This window comes from Escherichia sp. MOD1-EC6098 (assembly GCF_002965865.1).
GTDB classification, from domain to species: domain Bacteria; phylum Pseudomonadota; class Gammaproteobacteria; order Enterobacterales; family Enterobacteriaceae; genus Escherichia; species Escherichia marmotae.
Genome location: NZ_PTSN01000011.1, coordinates 87,853 through 103,340, shown reverse-complemented (window position 1 = coordinate 103,340; position 15,488 = coordinate 87,853). Strand labels below are relative to the sequence as shown.

The following is a 15,488-nucleotide window of genomic DNA, read 5'->3' as shown; positions in this document are numbered from 1 at the left end:
TAACAAGCGTAGCGGGTTTATTTACACGTTCTGATTAAGAACTGTACAACCAAACCTGTTGACGCCTGAATTGGGCAGTTAATGACCTTTTTACCCTACCAGCGTTTAAATTTGTGATCAACTTCACACATGGATTTCGTTTAACACTCATTGGTGTAACCGATTATTTACACTTAATTTACAGTGAAGATTTCCTCTACCATCGCCCCCGCCAGACGCTGTGCTGAGCAGAGCCGTGGCATCCCCAGCGCGACAGTTTGCCAGCGTTGGGTTACTGACCAGCAAACGGGCTGTTTATCGGCATCGGACCACTTGCCCAGCCAGCTTAAAAAGTCAGCATAATCTCCGCCAGTCGGGGTAGTGGGAGAGGTAAACCACTGAGGGTAATAATGACGAGTAGTCGGTGCTGCGTTGATACTTTCGGCCAGATATTGCGTCGCTTTCACGCGCAAATCGTCAAGCAACAACACCGCCGCTTGCGGGCTTCCCAGACGGCAGGCATCACCAAACGCCCCCCAGCGCAACTCTTCCAGAACAATGAAACAACGCCCAGGCAACGACCAGGCGTTATACGCACCAGCACGCCAGCGGGTAAAAACTTGCGCGCTCTGCTCGCCCGCCTGCACCAGTAATCCTCGTTGCATTAACGCTTTTTCCTTCCAGCAACAACGGCTGGAAAACCACTCATACAACGCGGCAATTTGCTGCGGAAGTTTCGGAAAAGCAGATTGTGGGCGGTGATCCATTTTTTGCAATAGTGCCAGATGTTGCGCGACCTGCGTCAGCGCCAGATGAGCGGGATCAAGCATCGCCGCCAGTTTTTCCACCAATGTCAGGCGCAGGCTAAGCGGCGCATTTAACATTCCTGCGTTCGCCCACATCTGAAGCTGTGTGCGAGCAAGGATCTCCAGCATCAGCCGTTCGCGAAACTGCTGCTGATGGGCTTGTGGATAGCGGGCGTCATTGCCCTGCGCCAGATCCACTAAAAAGCGGGGATAAACCGACTCCAGCACGCGACCGGGGCCGTCCAGTAACGTCTTAGTCAATATCGTTCTGCCGTGAAAAGTGTTTGAATATCATCGCGTAACAACTGAGAGTCCGTATAAATCCAGCCGTGAGTCATCACAGTCTGCTGCAATTGCTGCTGCATCATCTTAACTACAGATTCATTTTGTTGACGCAGAGCCAGGCTTTCGCGTAAACGCGTCTGTAATTCCGTCAAGCATAAAGCGAAATCAGCAAAAAAAGTGCTCATGTCTGCCGTGACAGAATCATCGACCTGAACCGCCAAAGCTTTAGCCATTTGTTGGCAATAAAGGTCGACTTCCGCGGTTAACATTCGTTGTAGCGCGCTGTAATCAATAGCCTCCGGCGGAGATTTCTCACTACTCCGCCCCCAGTCGGGCTGATTCAGCCAGCGCGAGAAAGTCTCACGCACAATGCCAAAACGGGTGATCTGCTCATCCGTTTTTTCCTGGCGAGATATTGCATTGCTGAACAACTGACGAGTATTGAAGTGGGGAGCTGCGCTGTGAAAAGCAGGAAAATGAAATCCAGGACGAAACCCGGACTCACTCAATTCCGTTTTAACCCGTTGCTCAATGGGACGAATAATATCGGTTAACACCCGGCAAAGGGTTGATTCCAGTTCAGTAAAACGCAGCGTGAAGTCACGGCTGATTTTGGTTTGTGCCGTCTGTAACAACGTCTCGCAGCGGGTGCGGATCTCACTTAACGGCCACGAATCATGTTGAAACAGCGCAGCTAACCGGGCATTCACCTCATTTTGCTGCTGACACAGAAAGTCGGTGGCTGACGTCAGGGCCACCTTGATTTCATGTTTAATCTCGCCACTCACCTGCACCTGATTGAGCTGCAATAGCTGCATATTTTCTTCAACCTGGCGGATATTTTGCCGCAATTGTTCGCAGGCGACGTTCAGCCCGTGTGCGCGAAAATCCAGATATTCCCGCGCCTGCAGGGCGTAATTCAACAACTTATGCGATGCAGATCGCAGAGCATATAACGACGCGTTAGCGTAGGCGGCATGGAGTAACGCCTGAACCGGTTGGGCGAATAGCGAATCGTCCCACAGTTGATCGGCAGCATGACGAATATGGTCGATATCCGCCAGATCGGCGTTACACCAGCGCCTGCCCAGCGCCGCATGGGCAAAATCCTCCACCCAGCGTTGTTGCTCCGGTGCTGGTAATTTACCGTTGTTGACTAACTCATGGCGTGCCCGATTCGCCAGATAGCCCCACATCGACGACACCGGAAATATCTGCCCAGGCGTAACGCAACCTTTCATCAGCGTCCCGGAAATCAGCGCCCTCACCTGTTCGGCATCGTCACTGTTCCGATCCTGCTGATCGAACTTATTGACCAGTACATACAGCGGTACTGATTTCCCCACCGCTAAAACCGCCTCACGAACCTCCTCATCGGAGATTGACTTCAGTTGCGTATAATCCAGTACCGCCAGCACTGCGGAGGCGCGCGCCAGTTGCTCGTTAAGCATTTCTTGCAGATGCGGTTGCCCGGCTTCATTTGGCCCGGGAGTATCCAGTAACGTTAACTGCCCGGGATAACTCTCCAGCCCCGCCAGATGGACAAACTCCACTTCAATCACTGGAATATGCTCAATGGCGGCATAAGCAGAAAAGGGAAAATCGACGTCCAGCGCCTTCGCCAGACGCACCAAATCATTCAAACTTTTCAGGCAATGAAAAATAGGCTGGGCACCAAGATAATATTTTTCGAAAGCGATGCCATTTTCGATCCGCTGCATAAGTGCGCGCATATCTTTATCTATTTCCAGCAGATCGGTCAGATGTTTAATATCGAAATCACGCAAGCGCTGTTGTAATTGTTGGATTAAACGGTCGATTGGCGCGACATGCGAAAAATGCAACACCGGTTCTTTTTGCCCCGGAGCATGGCGAATAAGCGTCGGTAGCGCAGTCATAGGACGGTTGCGATTAGGAAGAACTTCAGTGCCAACAATAGCGTTAATGGTGGTTGATTTCCCTGCTTTCATGGTGCCAACAATCGCCAGCACCATTTCCAGACGGGAGATTTTACGCAGCTCATTACTCAACATGGCATGACGCTCGTCGATATTATGCTGCCCCCAGGGCAAAGTCAGTGGTGGTGTATCTTCTCCGGGTACAGAGAGAGGCATTTTTTCCAGTAACTGCAACTGTTGTCGGGAAAGCTGTAACAGGCGTTCAGCCTCCTGACTTAACTCATATATTGTCTGTGTGTACATGGAAAATTCTTCCTTAAAGCAAATTTTATTACTTTTATTTAGCCAGATTGTTTTTTAGTTCTACTTTCGGATTTTATAATTACAGCAGTAAATAACTCTTATAATTAATATAGTATTTTTATCCGAATGAATAAGCCTCTTCCGATACATTTAAAATGTCAGAAAGATAGAAATAATAATTGAATTAAAAAAAGAACAAGAAGAGAGTTAACCTTAACTTAAATAATAAATGGAGGCAAAAAGATTATTTTCTTTTTGCGTTGTCTTTCAAATGAAAACGTTTGTCGTCTAAAATCAGCAGTACCCCCGACAAACTCAGGGATTTTGTGTATAATTGCGGCCTTTTTCGGCAATCTGCCGTTTTTTGGCGCTTTTGCCCTGCTGACTTTGAGGAAATCCACATGTCATTACCAAACTGCCCGAAATGCAACTCCGAATACACTTACGAAGATAACGGCATGTACATCTGCCCGGAATGCGCCTACGAATGGAACGACGCTGAACCTGCACAGGAAAGCGACGAGCTGATCGTTAAAGATGCTAACGGCAACCTGCTGGCTGACGGCGACAGCGTTACCATCATTAAAGACCTGAAGGTAAAAGGTAGCTCTTCGATGCTGAAGATCGGCACCAAAGTGAAAAACATCCGCCTGGTTGAAGGTGACCATAACATCGATTGCAAAATCGATGGTTTTGGCCCGATGAAACTGAAATCTGAGTTTGTGAAAAAGAACTGATTTCGATTGCCGGGTGCGAAGCATCCGGCAACGGTGCCAATGCCTGATGCGACGCTTGCACATCGTATCAGGCCGGGGAATTCCCGCGCTATCCGTAGGCCGGATAAGGCGTTTACACCGCATCCGGCAATGGTGCCAAATGCTATCCGTAGGCCGGATAAGGCGTTTACGCCGCATCCGGCAATGGTGCCAAATGCCTGATGCGACGCTTACCGCGTCTTATCAGGCCTACTCTTCATCTGTACAAAATTCAAACTACACTTAACTGACTTCTCTTCACTGAGGTCACCATCATGCCGTTAAGTCCCTACATCTCTTTTGCCGGTAACTGTGCCGACGCAATAGCCTATTATCAACGCACGTTGGACGCGGAACTGCTGTATAAAATCAGCTTCGGAGAAATGCCGAAACCCGCACAGGAAAGCGCCGAAGGCTGCCCATCAGGAATGCAATTCCCGGATACTGCCATCGCCCATGCTAACGTGCGCATTGCCGGTAGCGATATCATGATGAGCGATGCCATACCGTCAGGAAAAGCCAGCTACTCCGGCTTTACGCTGGTGCTCGATTCGCAACAGGTCGAAGAAGGGAAACGCTGGTTTGACAACCTTGCCGCCAATGGAAAAATCGAAATGGACTGGCAGGAAACCTTCTGGGCGCATGGCTTCGGCAAAGTCACCGATAAATATGGAGTGCCGTGGATGATTAATGTTGTTAAACAACAGCCCACAAAATAAGCCCCACCGGGAGGCTCGTCCTCCCGCGATGTGAACAGACGTTCTTGTCACAAGTGACTTTGTTATACACAGAGTCGAGGAGTGAGTTACGCTTCTGAAGGCGATCGTTGCGGATAAACTGGAACCGGGGTTAACCAGCAATCAGGCAAAAACGATCCGACTAACGCCCATACTCATCTTCCATTCTCCGTTCTTCATCTTCCAGTTGCCGACGCTCCTGATCAAGCTGGCGCTGGCGATCATCCAGTTGCCTGCGGCGATCTTCAAACTGGCGGTGGCGATCATCATATTGTCTGCGACGATCGTCGCTCACTTCACGCTGCCAACCGTCCTCACGCGAATCTTCATAATCGCGTCCACGGTCAGGATTATAAGCGTCGTTAATCGCCTGCTGAATATTGCCAATGGTGTCATCGATAATATCGGCATGAGCCGGAACAGCGGTCAGCGTGAGCAGGGTAAATAAAAATAACAGCGGATAGCGTTTCATTAACTAACCTCAGAAAGAGACTCTATCCACATTAGTCATTACTCATCCATGCAAACAGTGGATGAATCTCAATTCCTCCGCTGCTCTATTGCCATAATCGCCTCCACACGCTGTTGATGACGACCGCCTTCGTACTGCGCCCCCAGCCATGCATCCACAATCATTTTCGCCAGTTCGAGGCCAACCACTCGTGAACCAAAAGCCAGCACGTTGGTGTCGTTATGTTGCCGCGAGAGTTGCGCGGAATAAGGTTCGCTACAGACGACCGCACGAACTCCGGCAAACTTGTTCGCCGCTATCGAAATGCCGACACCTGTACCACAAATCAAAATCCCGCTATGCTAACGATATTACCGTTAATATATATAATTAAAGAATAAACCGTTTCGTATTATTTATAGAAAAAATAAAACTATCGCTGTCTTCCTTCTTCAGCACTAATGCCTAATAAAATAGCGTGTTCTGCTCACACTTACCCTTATTAAAGTCGAAGCTTCCCAATTATGATAACGCCAGTTTCAAATGACGTATTTTGTATGGGTCATATATTTACAACACAAATGATAAATGGAGATTTATATGAATAACTCACGGTTATTCCGTTTGAGCAGGATTGTTATTGCATTAACCGCCGCCAGCGGCATGATGGTAAATACCGCTTACGCGAAAGAAGAAGCTCAGGCTGCCAGCCAATATACTCAGCAAATTAACCAGAACTACGCCAAATCATTGCCGTTTAGCGATCGTCAGGATTTTGACGATGCCCAGCGTGGATTTATCGCCCCGCTACTGGATGAAGGTATTCTGCGTGATGCTAACGGAAAAGTTTATTATCGGGCAGATGATTACAAATTTGATATTAATGCCGCCGCACCGGAAACCGTAAATCCCAGTCTGTGGCGTCAGTCGCAGATCAACGGCATTTCTGGCCTGTTTAAAGTCACCGATAAAATGTATCAAGTGCGCGGTCAGGACATCTCTAACATTACGTTCGTTGAAGGCGAGAAAGGGATTATTGTTATCGACCCACTGGTGACGCCGCCAGCCGCGAAAGCCGCACTTGACCTTTACTTCCAGCATCGTCCGCAAAAACCAATTGTTGCCGTTATCTACACCCACAGCCACGCCGACCATTATGGCGGAGTGAAAGGCATTATCACTGAAGCTGATGTTAAATCAGGGAAAGTTCAGGTAATCGCTCCGGCAGGCTTTATGGACGAAGCTATCAGCGAAAACGTGCTGGCGGGTAACATCATGAGCCGCCGAGCCCTTTACTCTTACGGCCTGTTACTGCCGCACAACGCACAGGGCAACGTGGGTAATGGCCTCGGTGTCACGCTGGCGACCGGCGACCCGAGCATTATTGCGCCAACCAAAACAATTGTCAGAACTGGCGAGAAGATGATTATCGATGGTCTGGAGTTTGACTTCCTGATGACCCCAGGCAGCGAAGCACCCGCGGAAATGCATTTCTATATTCCGGCCCTGAAAGCGCTGTGCACCGCCGAGAACGCCACTCACACCCTGCACAACTTCTACACCCTGCGCGGCGCGAAAACCCGCGACACCAGCAAGTGGACCGAGTACCTGAACGAAACGCTGGATATGTGGGGTAACGAAGCGGAAGTACTGTTTATGCCACACACCTGGCCAGTCTGGGGCAATAAGCATATCAATGATTATATTGGTAAATATCGCGATACCATCAAGTACATTCACGATCAGACCCTGCACCTGGCAAACCAGGGCTACACCATGAATGAAATCGGAGACATGATTAAGTTGCCGCCAGCACTTGCCAACAACTGGGCCAGCCGCGGCTACTATGGCTCTGTTAGCCATAACGCCCGCGCGGTGTATAACTTCTATCTTGGCTACTACGATGGCAATCCGGCTAACCTGCATCCATATGGTCAGGTGGAGATGGGCAAGCGTTATGTACAGGCGCTGGGCGGTTCCGCGCGCGTGATCAACCTGGCACAGGAAGCGAATAAGCAAGGGGATTACCGCTGGTCGGCAGAATTACTGAAACAGGTGATTGCCGCCAATCCGGGTGACCAGGTAGCGAAAAATCTGCAAGCCAAAAACTTTGAACAGCTTGGTTATCAGGCCGAGTCCGCCACCTGGCGCGGTTTCTACCTGACTGGTGCGAAAGAGCTGCGCGAAGGAGTACATAAGTTCAGCCACGGCACCACCGGTTCCCCGGACACCATTCGCGGGATGTCAGTCGAAATGCTGTTCGACTTAATGTCCGTGCGCCTCGATAGCGAAAAAGCCGCTGGCAAAAATATCAGCCTGAACTTCAATATGAGTAACGGCGATAACCTCAACCTGACGCTGAACGATAGCGTGCTTAACTACCGTAAAACGCTGCAGCCTGAAGCCAACGCCGCTTTCTACATCAGCCGTGAAGATCTGCACGCGGTGCTGACCGGACAGGCGAAAATGGCAGAGCTGGTAAAAGCGAAGAAAGCCAAAATTATTGGCAATGGTGCGAAACTGGAAGAAATTATTGCCTGTCTGGATAATTTTGATTTGTGGGTGAATATCGTTACCCCAAATTAATTCCACTCACTTTCGGGGGCAATTAAGCTCCCGAAAGCATTTATATCAAAAATATAAATCATTAACTAATACATAAAATAAATAAGTTATGAATGCGGTGGCTGAATAAAGCTATTTTTATTCCACAAGAAAATAGCCATACTGACGCCTTCAATGGATATTGACATTCACTACAGATATTGTTCGCAGCAGACAGGATGTATTTATTATGCCAACAGTTCTCTCTCGCATGGTGATGCAACTCAAAAAAGCAACCTGGATAATTCCCGTCTTCATGGTTTCGGGATGCTCATTATCTCCGGCGATCCCGGTAATCGGCGCTTATTATCCCGGCTGGTTTTTCTGCGTTATTGCCAGCCTTATTGTGACTCTCATCACAAGGCGAATTATTCAGCGGGCAAATATCAATCTGGCATTTGTCGGAATTATTTATACCGCCCTTTTTGCTCTCTACGCCATGCTGTTCTGGCTGGCATTTTTCTAATCTATTTTGAGATGCGCTCATGGAAAGTACGCCGAAAAAAGCTCCTCGCAGTAAATTCCCTGCCCTGCTGGTGGTTGCGCTGGCACTGGTTGCCGCTGTTTTTGTTATCTGGCGCGTCGACAGTGCGCCATCAACTAACGACGCTTACGCGTCAGCCGATACCATTGATGTAGTACCGGAAGTCAGCGGTCGCATTGTAGAACTGGCAGTCACCGACAACCAGGCAGTTAAACAAGGTGATTTACTGTTTCGCATCGACCCGCGCCCGTACGAAGCTAATCTGGCGAAAGCCGAAGCTTCCCTCGCCGCGCTGGATAAGCAAATTATGCTCACTCAGCGTAGCGTTAATGCCCAACAGTTCGGTGCTGACTCGGTTAACGCCACGGTAGAAAAAGCTCGCGCCGCTGCCAAACAGGCCAACGATACATTACGCCGTACCGAGCCGCTACTGAAGGAAGGTTTTGTCTCTGCGGAAGATGTAGACCGCGCGAGAACCGCACAGCGTGCGGCAGAAGCCGATCTTAATGCTGTATTGTTGCAGGCACAGTCAGCCGCCAGCGCCGTTAGCGGCGTCGATGCACTGGTCGCGCAACGCGCGGCGATCGAAGCGGATATTGCCCTAACCAAACTGCATCTGGAAATGGCCACCGTTCGCGCACCGTTCGATGGTCGGGTGATTTCCCTCAAAACCTCGGTTGGGCAATTTGCCTCCGCGATGCATCCTATTTTCACGCTAATCGACACCCGTCACTGGTACGTGATCGCCAACTTCCGCGAAACCGATCTGAAAAACATTCATGCCGGTACGCCTGCGACAATTCGCCTGATGAGCGACAGCGGCAAAATCTTCGAAGGTAAAGTGGATTCCATTGGCTACGGTGTGTTGCCGGATGACGGTGGTCTGGTGCTTGGCGGTCTGCCGAAAGTGTCTCGTTCTATTAACTGGGTCCGCGTTGCCCAGCGTTTTCCGGTCAAAATCATGGTCGATAAACCTGACCCGGAAATGTTCCGTATCGGCGCATCGGCAGTCGCTAATCTTGAGCCGCAATAATGAGCGCCCTCAACTCCCTGCCATTACCGGTGGTCAGGCTGCTGGCGTTCTTTCATGAAGAGCTAAGCGAGCAACGGCCAGGTCGCGTGCCGCAGACCGTGCAGCTCTGGGTAGGCTGCCTGTTGGTAGTGCTAATCTCGATGACCTTCGAGATCCCCTTCGTGGCGTTATCACTGGCAGTGCTGTTTTACGGTATTCAGTCGAACGCGTTTTACACCAAATTTGTGGCGTTCCTGTTTGTGGTCGCCACAGTGCTGGAGATCGGCAGCCTGTTTTTGATCTACAAATGGTCTTACAGCGAACCGTTGATCAGACTGATCATCGCCGGGCCGATCCTGATGGGCTGTATGTTTTTGATGCGCACCCATCGGCTGGGGCTGGTCTTTTTTGCCGTCGCTATCGTCGCCATTTACGGGCAAACCTTCCCCGCCATGCTCGATTATCCGGAAGTCGTCGTGCGCTTAACGCTGTGGTGTATTGTTGTCGGCCTCTACCCGACGTTATTGATGACGTTAATCGGCGTGTTGTGGTTTCCCAGCCGCGCCATCACGCAAATGCATCAGGCACTTAATGACCGACTTGATGAAGCGGTAAGCCACATGACAGAAAGCCTCACGCCACTACCTGAAACGCGGATTGAAAGAGAGGCGCTGGCGCTGCAAAAACTCAGTGTCTTTTGCCTCGCGGATGACGCCGACTGGCGAACCCATAGCGCATGGTGGCAAAGCTGCGTGGCAACGGTAACCTACATTTACTCGACGCTGAATCGCTACGATCCCACCGCGTTTGCTGACTCGCTGGCAATCATTGAGTTCCGGCAAAAACTAGCCCTGGAAATCAACAAACTGCAACATGCTATTGCACAAGGTCAATGCTGGAAAAGCAACTGGCGGTTAAGTGAAGAGGAAGCAATGGCGGCGCGGGAATGTAACCTGGAGAATATCTGCCAGACGCTGTTACAGCTTGGTCAGATGGACCCGCATACGCCGCCGACACCCGCCGCCAAACCACCTTCATTTGTACCCGATGCCTTTACCAATCCGGACTATATGCGCTATGCAGTGAAAACGCTGCAGGCCTGTTTAATCTGTTACACCTTCTATAGCGGCGTGGACTGGGAAGGCATTCACACCTGTATGTTGACCTGCGTGATCGTCGCTAACCCAAATGTTGGTTCATCGTACCAGAAGATGGCGTTGCGTTTTGGCGGGGCTTTTTGTGGGGCAATTCTGGCGCTGCTAATGACCATTTTAGTCATCCCCTGGCTGGACAATATTGTCGAATTGCTGTTTGTGCTGGCACCGATTTTCCTGTTGGGGGCGTGGGTTGCCACCAGCTCTGAACGTTCTTCTTATATCGGAACGCAGATGGTGGTGACCTTCGCGCTCGCCACACTCGAAAACGTTTTTGGTCCGGTGTATGACCTGGTGGAAATACGCGATCGCGCCATCGGTATTCTTATCGGCACTGCGGTATCGGCAGTGATTTACACCTTTGTCTGGCCTGAAAGCGAAGCGCGCACACTACCGCAAAAACTGGCTGGCGCGCTGGGTATGTTAAGCAAACTGATGCGTATTCCTCGCCAGCAGGAAGCTACAACGCTGCGTACCTATATACAAATTCGTATTGGTCTGCATGCAGCGATTAATGCCTGTGAAGAGATGTGTCAACGTGTGGCGCTGGAGCGTCAACTAGATAGCTCAGAGCGTGCTTTGTTGGTTGAACGTTCGCAAACAGTGATTCGCCAGAGCCGTGACCTTCTTCACGCCTGGGACGCTACCTGGAACTCGGCGCAGGCACTGGATCACGCGCTCCAGCCGGACAGGGCAAGCCAGTTTGCTGAGGCGCTGGAGAAATACTCCACAGGTCTGGCAACCACAATCAGCCATTCGCCAGTGATAGCGCTTGAAGAGACACCTGCCTCGCAGGCCATCCTGCCCACCTTATTAAAACAGGAGCAACACGTCTGTCAGCTCATCGCCCACTTGCCAGACTGGACTGCCCCGGCATTAACGCCCGCCACGGAACAGGCACAAGGAGCCACTCAATGATCAATCGTCAACTTTCACGCTTGTTGTTGTGCAGCATTCTCGGCAGCGCGACGCTGATTTCCGGTTGTGCGTTGGTGCGTAAGGATTCAGCCCCTCATCAACAACTTGAACCAGAGCAAATCAAACTTGCCGATGATATCCATCTGGCCAGTTCCGGTTGGCCACAAGCACAGTGGTGGAAACAGTTTCATGATCCACAACTGGATGCGCTGATCCAACGGACGTTAAGCGGTTCGCACACCCTCGCTGAAGCGAAATTGCGGGAGGAAAAAACGCAGTCGCAAGCTGATTTGTTAGATGCCGGTTCACAATTACAGGTTGCGGCGTTAGGGATGCTTAACCGCCAGCGCGTTTCGGCAAACGGCTTTTTAAGCCCTTATGCGATGGATGCGCCCGCACTGGGAATGGACGGGCCGTACTATACCGAAGCTACAGTAGGTTTGTTTGCTGGACTGGATCTCGATTTGTGGGGTGTGCATCGCTCAGCGCTTGCTGCCGCCATTGGCGCGCATAACGCGGCTCTGGCAGAAACCGCAGCGGTGGAGTTATCGCTGACCACTGGCGTGGCGCAGCTTTATTACAGTATGCAGGCCAGCTACCAGATGCTCGATCTGTTAGAACAAACCCGCAGTGTGATTGATTACGCGGTGAGAGCGCACCAGAGTAAAGTGACGCATGGTCTGGAAGCGCAAGTGCCTTTCCACGGCGCGCGGGCACAGATTCTGGCGGTCGATAAACAAATTGCTGCCGTCAAAGGGCAAATCACCGAAACGCGAGAATCCCTGCGCGCATTGATTGGCGCGGGAGCCAGCGATATGCCAGAGATCAAACCGGTGGCGTTACCGCAAGTACAGACTGGCATTCCGGCGACGCTCTCTTATGAGTTGCTCGCCAGACGTCCGGATCTGCAAGCCATGCGCTGGTATGTTCAGGCGTCATTAAATCAGGTGGATTCCGCACGGGCGCTGTTCTACCCGAGCTTTGATATCAAAGCGTTTTTCGGACTGGATTCCATTCACCTGGACACCTTGTTCAAAAAAACCAGCCGCCAGTTCAACTTCATACCAGGTCTGAAATTGCCGCTGTTTGACGGTGGACGCCTGAATGCCAATCTCGAAGGCACGCGCGCCGCCAGCAACATAATGATTGAACGTTACAACCAGTCAGTACTGAACGCGGTGCGCGACGTTGCAGTCAATGGCACGCGTTTGCAAACGCTGAATGAAGAACGGGAGATGCAGGCAGAACGCGTAGAAGCAACTCGCTTCACCCAGCGCGCCGCCGACGCCGCCTACAGACGTGGATTAACCAGCCGCTTACAGGCAACCGAAGCCCAGTTGCCGGTACTTGCCGAAGAAATGTCCTTACTCATGCTGGATAGTCGCCGCGTGATTCAAAGTATTCAGTTGATGAAATCGCTGGGCGGCGGGTATCAGACTGCCCCGATCGTTGAGAAGAAATAAAACAGACGTCGCGTGATGGCTGTCACGCGGCATATCGTTTCGTCACGTCAAAACTGACGACAGCCTGTTTTTCGTCAGAGTTTTGAACAAAAAGCGCCCGTAATATCAGGGAATGTCCCCAAATAAAAGGTGGCATAAAAGATGCATACTGTAGTCGAGAGCGCGTATGCGTGATTTGATTAACTGGAGCGAGACCGATGAAAAAAGTCGTCACGGTTTGCCCATATTGCGCATCAGGTTGCAAAATCAACCTGGTCGTCGATAACGGCAAAATCGTCCGGGCGGAGGCAGCGCAGGGGAAAACCAACCAGGGTACTCTGTGTCTGAAGGGTTATTATGGCTGGGATTTCATTAACGATACCCAGATCCTGACCCCGCGCCTGAAAACCCCCATGATCCGTCGCCAGCGTGGCGGCAAACTCGAACCTGTTTCCTGGGATGAGGCACTGAATTACGTTGCCGAGCGCCTGAGCGCCATCAAAGAGAAGTACGGTCCGGATGCCATCCAGACGACCGGCTCCTCGCGCGGTACGGGTAACGAAACCAACTATGTAATGCAAAAATTTGCGCGCGCCGTTATTGGTACTAATAACGTTGACTGCTGCGCTCGCGTCTGACACGGCCCATCGGTTGCAGGTCTGCACCAATCGGTCGGTAACGGCGCAATGAGCAATGCCATTAACGAAATTGATAATACCGATTTAGTGTTCGTCTTTGGGTATAACCCAGCGGATTCCCACCCGATCGTAGCGAATCACGTGATTAACGCTAAACGTAACGGGGCGAAAATTATCGTCTGCGATCCGCGCAAAATTGAAACTGCGCGCATTGCTGACATGCACATCGCACTGAAAAACGGCTCGAACATCGCGCTGTTAAATGCGATGGGCCATGTCATTATTGAAGAAAATCTGTACGACAAAGCGTTCGTCGCTTCCCGTACGGAAGGCTTTGAAGAGTATCGTAAAATCGTTGAAGGCTACACGCCGGAGTCGGTTGAAGATATCACCGGCGTTAGCGCCAGTGAGATTCGTCAGGCGGCACGTATGTATGCCCAGGCGGAAAGCGCATCCATTCTGTGGGGCATGGGTGTTACCCAGTTCTATCAGGGCGTGGAAACCGTGCGTTCTCTGACCAGCCTCGCGATGCTGACCGGTAACCTCGGTAAGCCGCATGCGGGCGTTAACCCGGTTCGTGGTCAGAACAACGTGCAGGGCGCCTGTGATATGGGCGCGCTGCCGGATACGTATCCGGGATACCAGTACGTGAAAGATCCGGCTAACCGCGAGAAATTCGCCAAAGCCTGGGGCGTGGAAAGCCTGCCTGCTCATACCGGCTATCGCATCAGCGAGCTGCCACACCGCGCAGCGCATGGCGAAGTGCGTGCGGCGTACATTATGGGCGAAGATCCGCTGCAAACGGATGCGGAACTGTCGGCAGTACGTAAAGCCTTTGAAGATCTGGAACTGGTCATCGTTCAGGACATCTTTATGACCAAAACCGCGTCCGCGGCGGATGTCATTTTACCGTCAACCTCGTGGGGCGAGCATGAAGGTGTCTATACTGCGGCTGACCGTGGCTTCCAGCGTTTCTTCAAGGCGGTTGAACCGAAGTGGGATCTGAAAACGGACTGGCAGATTATCAGTGAAATCGCCACACGTATGGGTTATCCGATGCACTACAACAATACCCAGGAGATCTGGGACGAGTTGCGTCATCTGTGCCCGGATTTCTACGGTGCGACTTATGAGAAAATGGGCGAACTGGGCTTCATTCAGTGGCCTTGCCGCGATACTTCAGATGCCGATCAGGGGACTTCTTATCTGTTTAAAGAGAAGTTTGATACCCCGAACGGCCTGGCGCAGTTCTTCACCTGCGACTGGGTAGCGCCAATCGACAAACTCACCGACGAGTATCCAATGGTACTGTCAACGGTGCGTGAAGTTGGGCACTACTCCTGTCGTTCGATGACCGGTAACTGTGCGGCACTGGCAGCTCTGGCTGATGAACCTGGCTACGCACAAATCAATACCGAAGACGCAAAACGTCTGGGTATTGAAGATGAGGCACTAGTTTGGGTGCACTCGCGTAAAGGCAAAATTATCACCCGCGCGCAGGTCAGCGATCGTCCGAACAAAGGGGCGATTTACATGACCTACCAGTGGTGGATTGGTGCCTGTAACGAGCTGGTTACCGAAAACTTAAGCCCGATTACCAAAACGCCGGAGTACAAATACTGCGCCGTGCGCGTCGAGCCGATTTCCGATCAGCGCGCCGCCGAGCAGTACGTGATTGACGAGTACAACAAGTTGAAAACTCGCCTGCGCGAAGCGGCGCTGGCGTAATACCGCTTTAACTCACGTTAAAGGCGACGGTATTACCCAACGCCTTTGTATCAATCCGGGAACGCTCATCCGTTTCCGGATTTTTTATACATACCCGCGCAGTCAGACCAGTCCATCCTGGTTATCAGCGACATCCTCTCCGTTGTTATTCTCATCCAATCACAAGTGCAAATGAGAATTATCTTTACTCAATTCTCATCGCGGCCTAACGTAATAATACTTTACATTTGATGATTAAAATTTCGGCAAGGTGAGAAATCATCGACCGTCTAACATGCTCTATTAAAGGGATAT

The 15,488-nt window shown here is 51.1% G+C and carries 12 protein-coding genes and 1 pseudogene; 9 read left to right on the top strand and 4 right to left on the bottom strand.

Annotated elements, in window-relative coordinates; all coding sequences use genetic code 11:
- Positions 1-173: 173 nt before the first annotated feature.
- On the bottom strand, positions 174-1,046 hold the full coding sequence (locus tag C0K55_RS13030) for a diguanylate cyclase regulator RdcB family protein (RefSeq protein ID WP_105266914.1): 873 nt from the start codon (positions 1,044-1,046) through the stop codon (positions 174-176).
- Complete coding sequence (crfC, locus tag C0K55_RS13025; RefSeq protein ID WP_105266915.1) at positions 1,043-3,271, bottom strand: clamp-binding protein CrfC; 2,229 nt, start codon at positions 3,269-3,271, stop codon at positions 1,043-1,045. Before crfC ends, C0K55_RS13030 begins: the two co-directional genes overlap by 4 nt.
- Before the next feature lie 401 nt (positions 3,272-3,672).
- Here crfC and C0K55_RS13015 point away from each other — a divergent pair, with 401 nt between their 5' ends.
- From C0K55_RS13015 to yjdN, 3 genes are all read left to right on the top strand, one after another.
- On the top strand, positions 3,673-4,008 hold the full coding sequence (locus C0K55_RS13015; RefSeq protein WP_000056775.1) for a zinc ribbon domain-containing protein YjdM: 336 nt from the start codon (positions 3,673-3,675) through the stop codon (positions 4,006-4,008).
- A gap of 6 nt (positions 4,009-4,014) precedes the next feature.
- Positions 4,015-4,209 (top strand): hypothetical protein, encoded by a 195-nt coding sequence (locus C0K55_RS27145; RefSeq protein WP_157942645.1) that lies wholly within the window; start codon positions 4,015-4,017, stop codon positions 4,207-4,209.
- Positions 4,210-4,301: 92 nt separating this feature from the next.
- A complete protein-coding gene (gene yjdN / locus C0K55_RS13010; RefSeq protein ID WP_001131293.1) occupies positions 4,302-4,745 on the top strand; it encodes a VOC family metalloprotein YjdN in 444 nt (147 codons plus the stop codon).
- Positions 4,746-4,905: 160 nt separating this feature from the next.
- Here the strand turns inward: yjdN and yjdP are convergent, their stop codons facing one another.
- Positions 4,906-5,235, bottom strand: coding sequence for a DDRRRQL repeat protein YjdP (yjdP, locus tag C0K55_RS13005; RefSeq protein ID WP_105266233.1), 330 nt, complete (start codon positions 5,233-5,235; stop codon positions 4,906-4,908).
- Positions 5,236-5,303: 68 nt separating this feature from the next.
- Positions 5,304-5,570, bottom strand: a pseudogene (gene rpiB, locus C0K55_RS13000) (bifunctional allose-6-phosphate isomerase/ribose-5-phosphate isomerase RpiB); the annotation flags it as partial.
- 244 nt (positions 5,571-5,814) lie between these two features.
- Here rpiB and yjcS point away from each other — a divergent pair.
- The 6 genes from yjcS to fdhF all read left to right on the top strand — a co-directional run bounded on the left by yjcS (position 5,815) and on the right by fdhF (position 15,194).
- Entirely contained in the window at positions 5,815-7,800 is a 1,986-nt protein-coding gene (gene yjcS, locus C0K55_RS12995) for an alkyl sulfatase YjcS (RefSeq protein ID WP_105266232.1), read from the top strand.
- Between the two features lie 208 nt (positions 7,801-8,008).
- A complete protein-coding gene (locus C0K55_RS12985) occupies positions 8,009-8,284 on the top strand; it encodes a YtcA family lipoprotein (RefSeq protein WP_001517588.1) in 276 nt (91 codons plus the stop codon).
- A gap of 19 nt (positions 8,285-8,303) precedes the next feature.
- A complete protein-coding gene (mdtN, locus tag C0K55_RS12980) occupies positions 8,304-9,335 on the top strand; it encodes a multidrug efflux transporter periplasmic adaptor subunit MdtN (RefSeq protein ID WP_105266231.1) in 1,032 nt (343 codons plus the stop codon).
- Positions 9,335-11,386, top strand: a complete 2,052-nt coding sequence (gene mdtO, locus C0K55_RS12975) for a multidrug efflux transporter permease subunit MdtO (RefSeq protein WP_105266230.1) — start codon at positions 9,335-9,337, stop codon at positions 11,384-11,386. Before mdtN ends, mdtO begins: the two co-directional genes overlap by 1 nt.
- Positions 11,383-12,849, top strand: a complete 1,467-nt coding sequence (gene mdtP, locus C0K55_RS12970) for a multidrug efflux transporter outer membrane subunit MdtP (RefSeq protein WP_000610541.1) — start codon at positions 11,383-11,385, stop codon at positions 12,847-12,849. The genes mdtO and mdtP overlap by 4 nt, the downstream gene beginning before the upstream one ends.
- 197 nt (positions 12,850-13,046) lie before the next feature.
- Positions 13,047-15,194, top strand: coding sequence for a formate dehydrogenase subunit alpha (gene fdhF / locus C0K55_RS12965; RefSeq protein ID WP_077627668.1), 2,148 nt, complete (start codon positions 13,047-13,049; stop codon positions 15,192-15,194).
- Positions 15,195-15,488 lie beyond the last annotated feature (294 nt).

Coding starts and splice junctions, on each gene's coding strand:
- mdtP (WP_000610541.1), top strand. CDS start 11,383: ATGATCAATCGTCAACTTTCACGCTTGTTGTTGTGCAGCATTCTCGGC.
- C0K55_RS12985 (WP_001517588.1), top strand. CDS start 8,009: ATGCCAACAGTTCTCTCTCGCATGGTGATGCAACTCAAAAAAGCAACC.
- yjdN (WP_001131293.1), top strand. CDS start 4,302: ATGCCGTTAAGTCCCTACATCTCTTTTGCCGGTAACTGTGCCGACGCA.
- mdtN (WP_105266231.1), top strand. CDS start 8,304: ATGGAAAGTACGCCGAAAAAAGCTCCTCGCAGTAAATTCCCTGCCCTG.
- mdtO (WP_105266230.1), top strand. CDS start 9,335: ATGAGCGCCCTCAACTCCCTGCCATTACCGGTGGTCAGGCTGCTGGCG.
- crfC (WP_105266915.1), bottom strand. CDS start 3,271: ATGTACACACAGACAATATATGAGTTAAGTCAGGAGGCTGAACGCCTG.
- yjdP (WP_105266233.1), bottom strand. CDS start 5,235: ATGAAACGCTATCCGCTGTTATTTTTATTTACCCTGCTCACGCTGACC.
- C0K55_RS13015 (WP_000056775.1), top strand. CDS start 3,673: ATGTCATTACCAAACTGCCCGAAATGCAACTCCGAATACACTTACGAA.
- yjcS (WP_105266232.1), top strand. CDS start 5,815: ATGAATAACTCACGGTTATTCCGTTTGAGCAGGATTGTTATTGCATTA.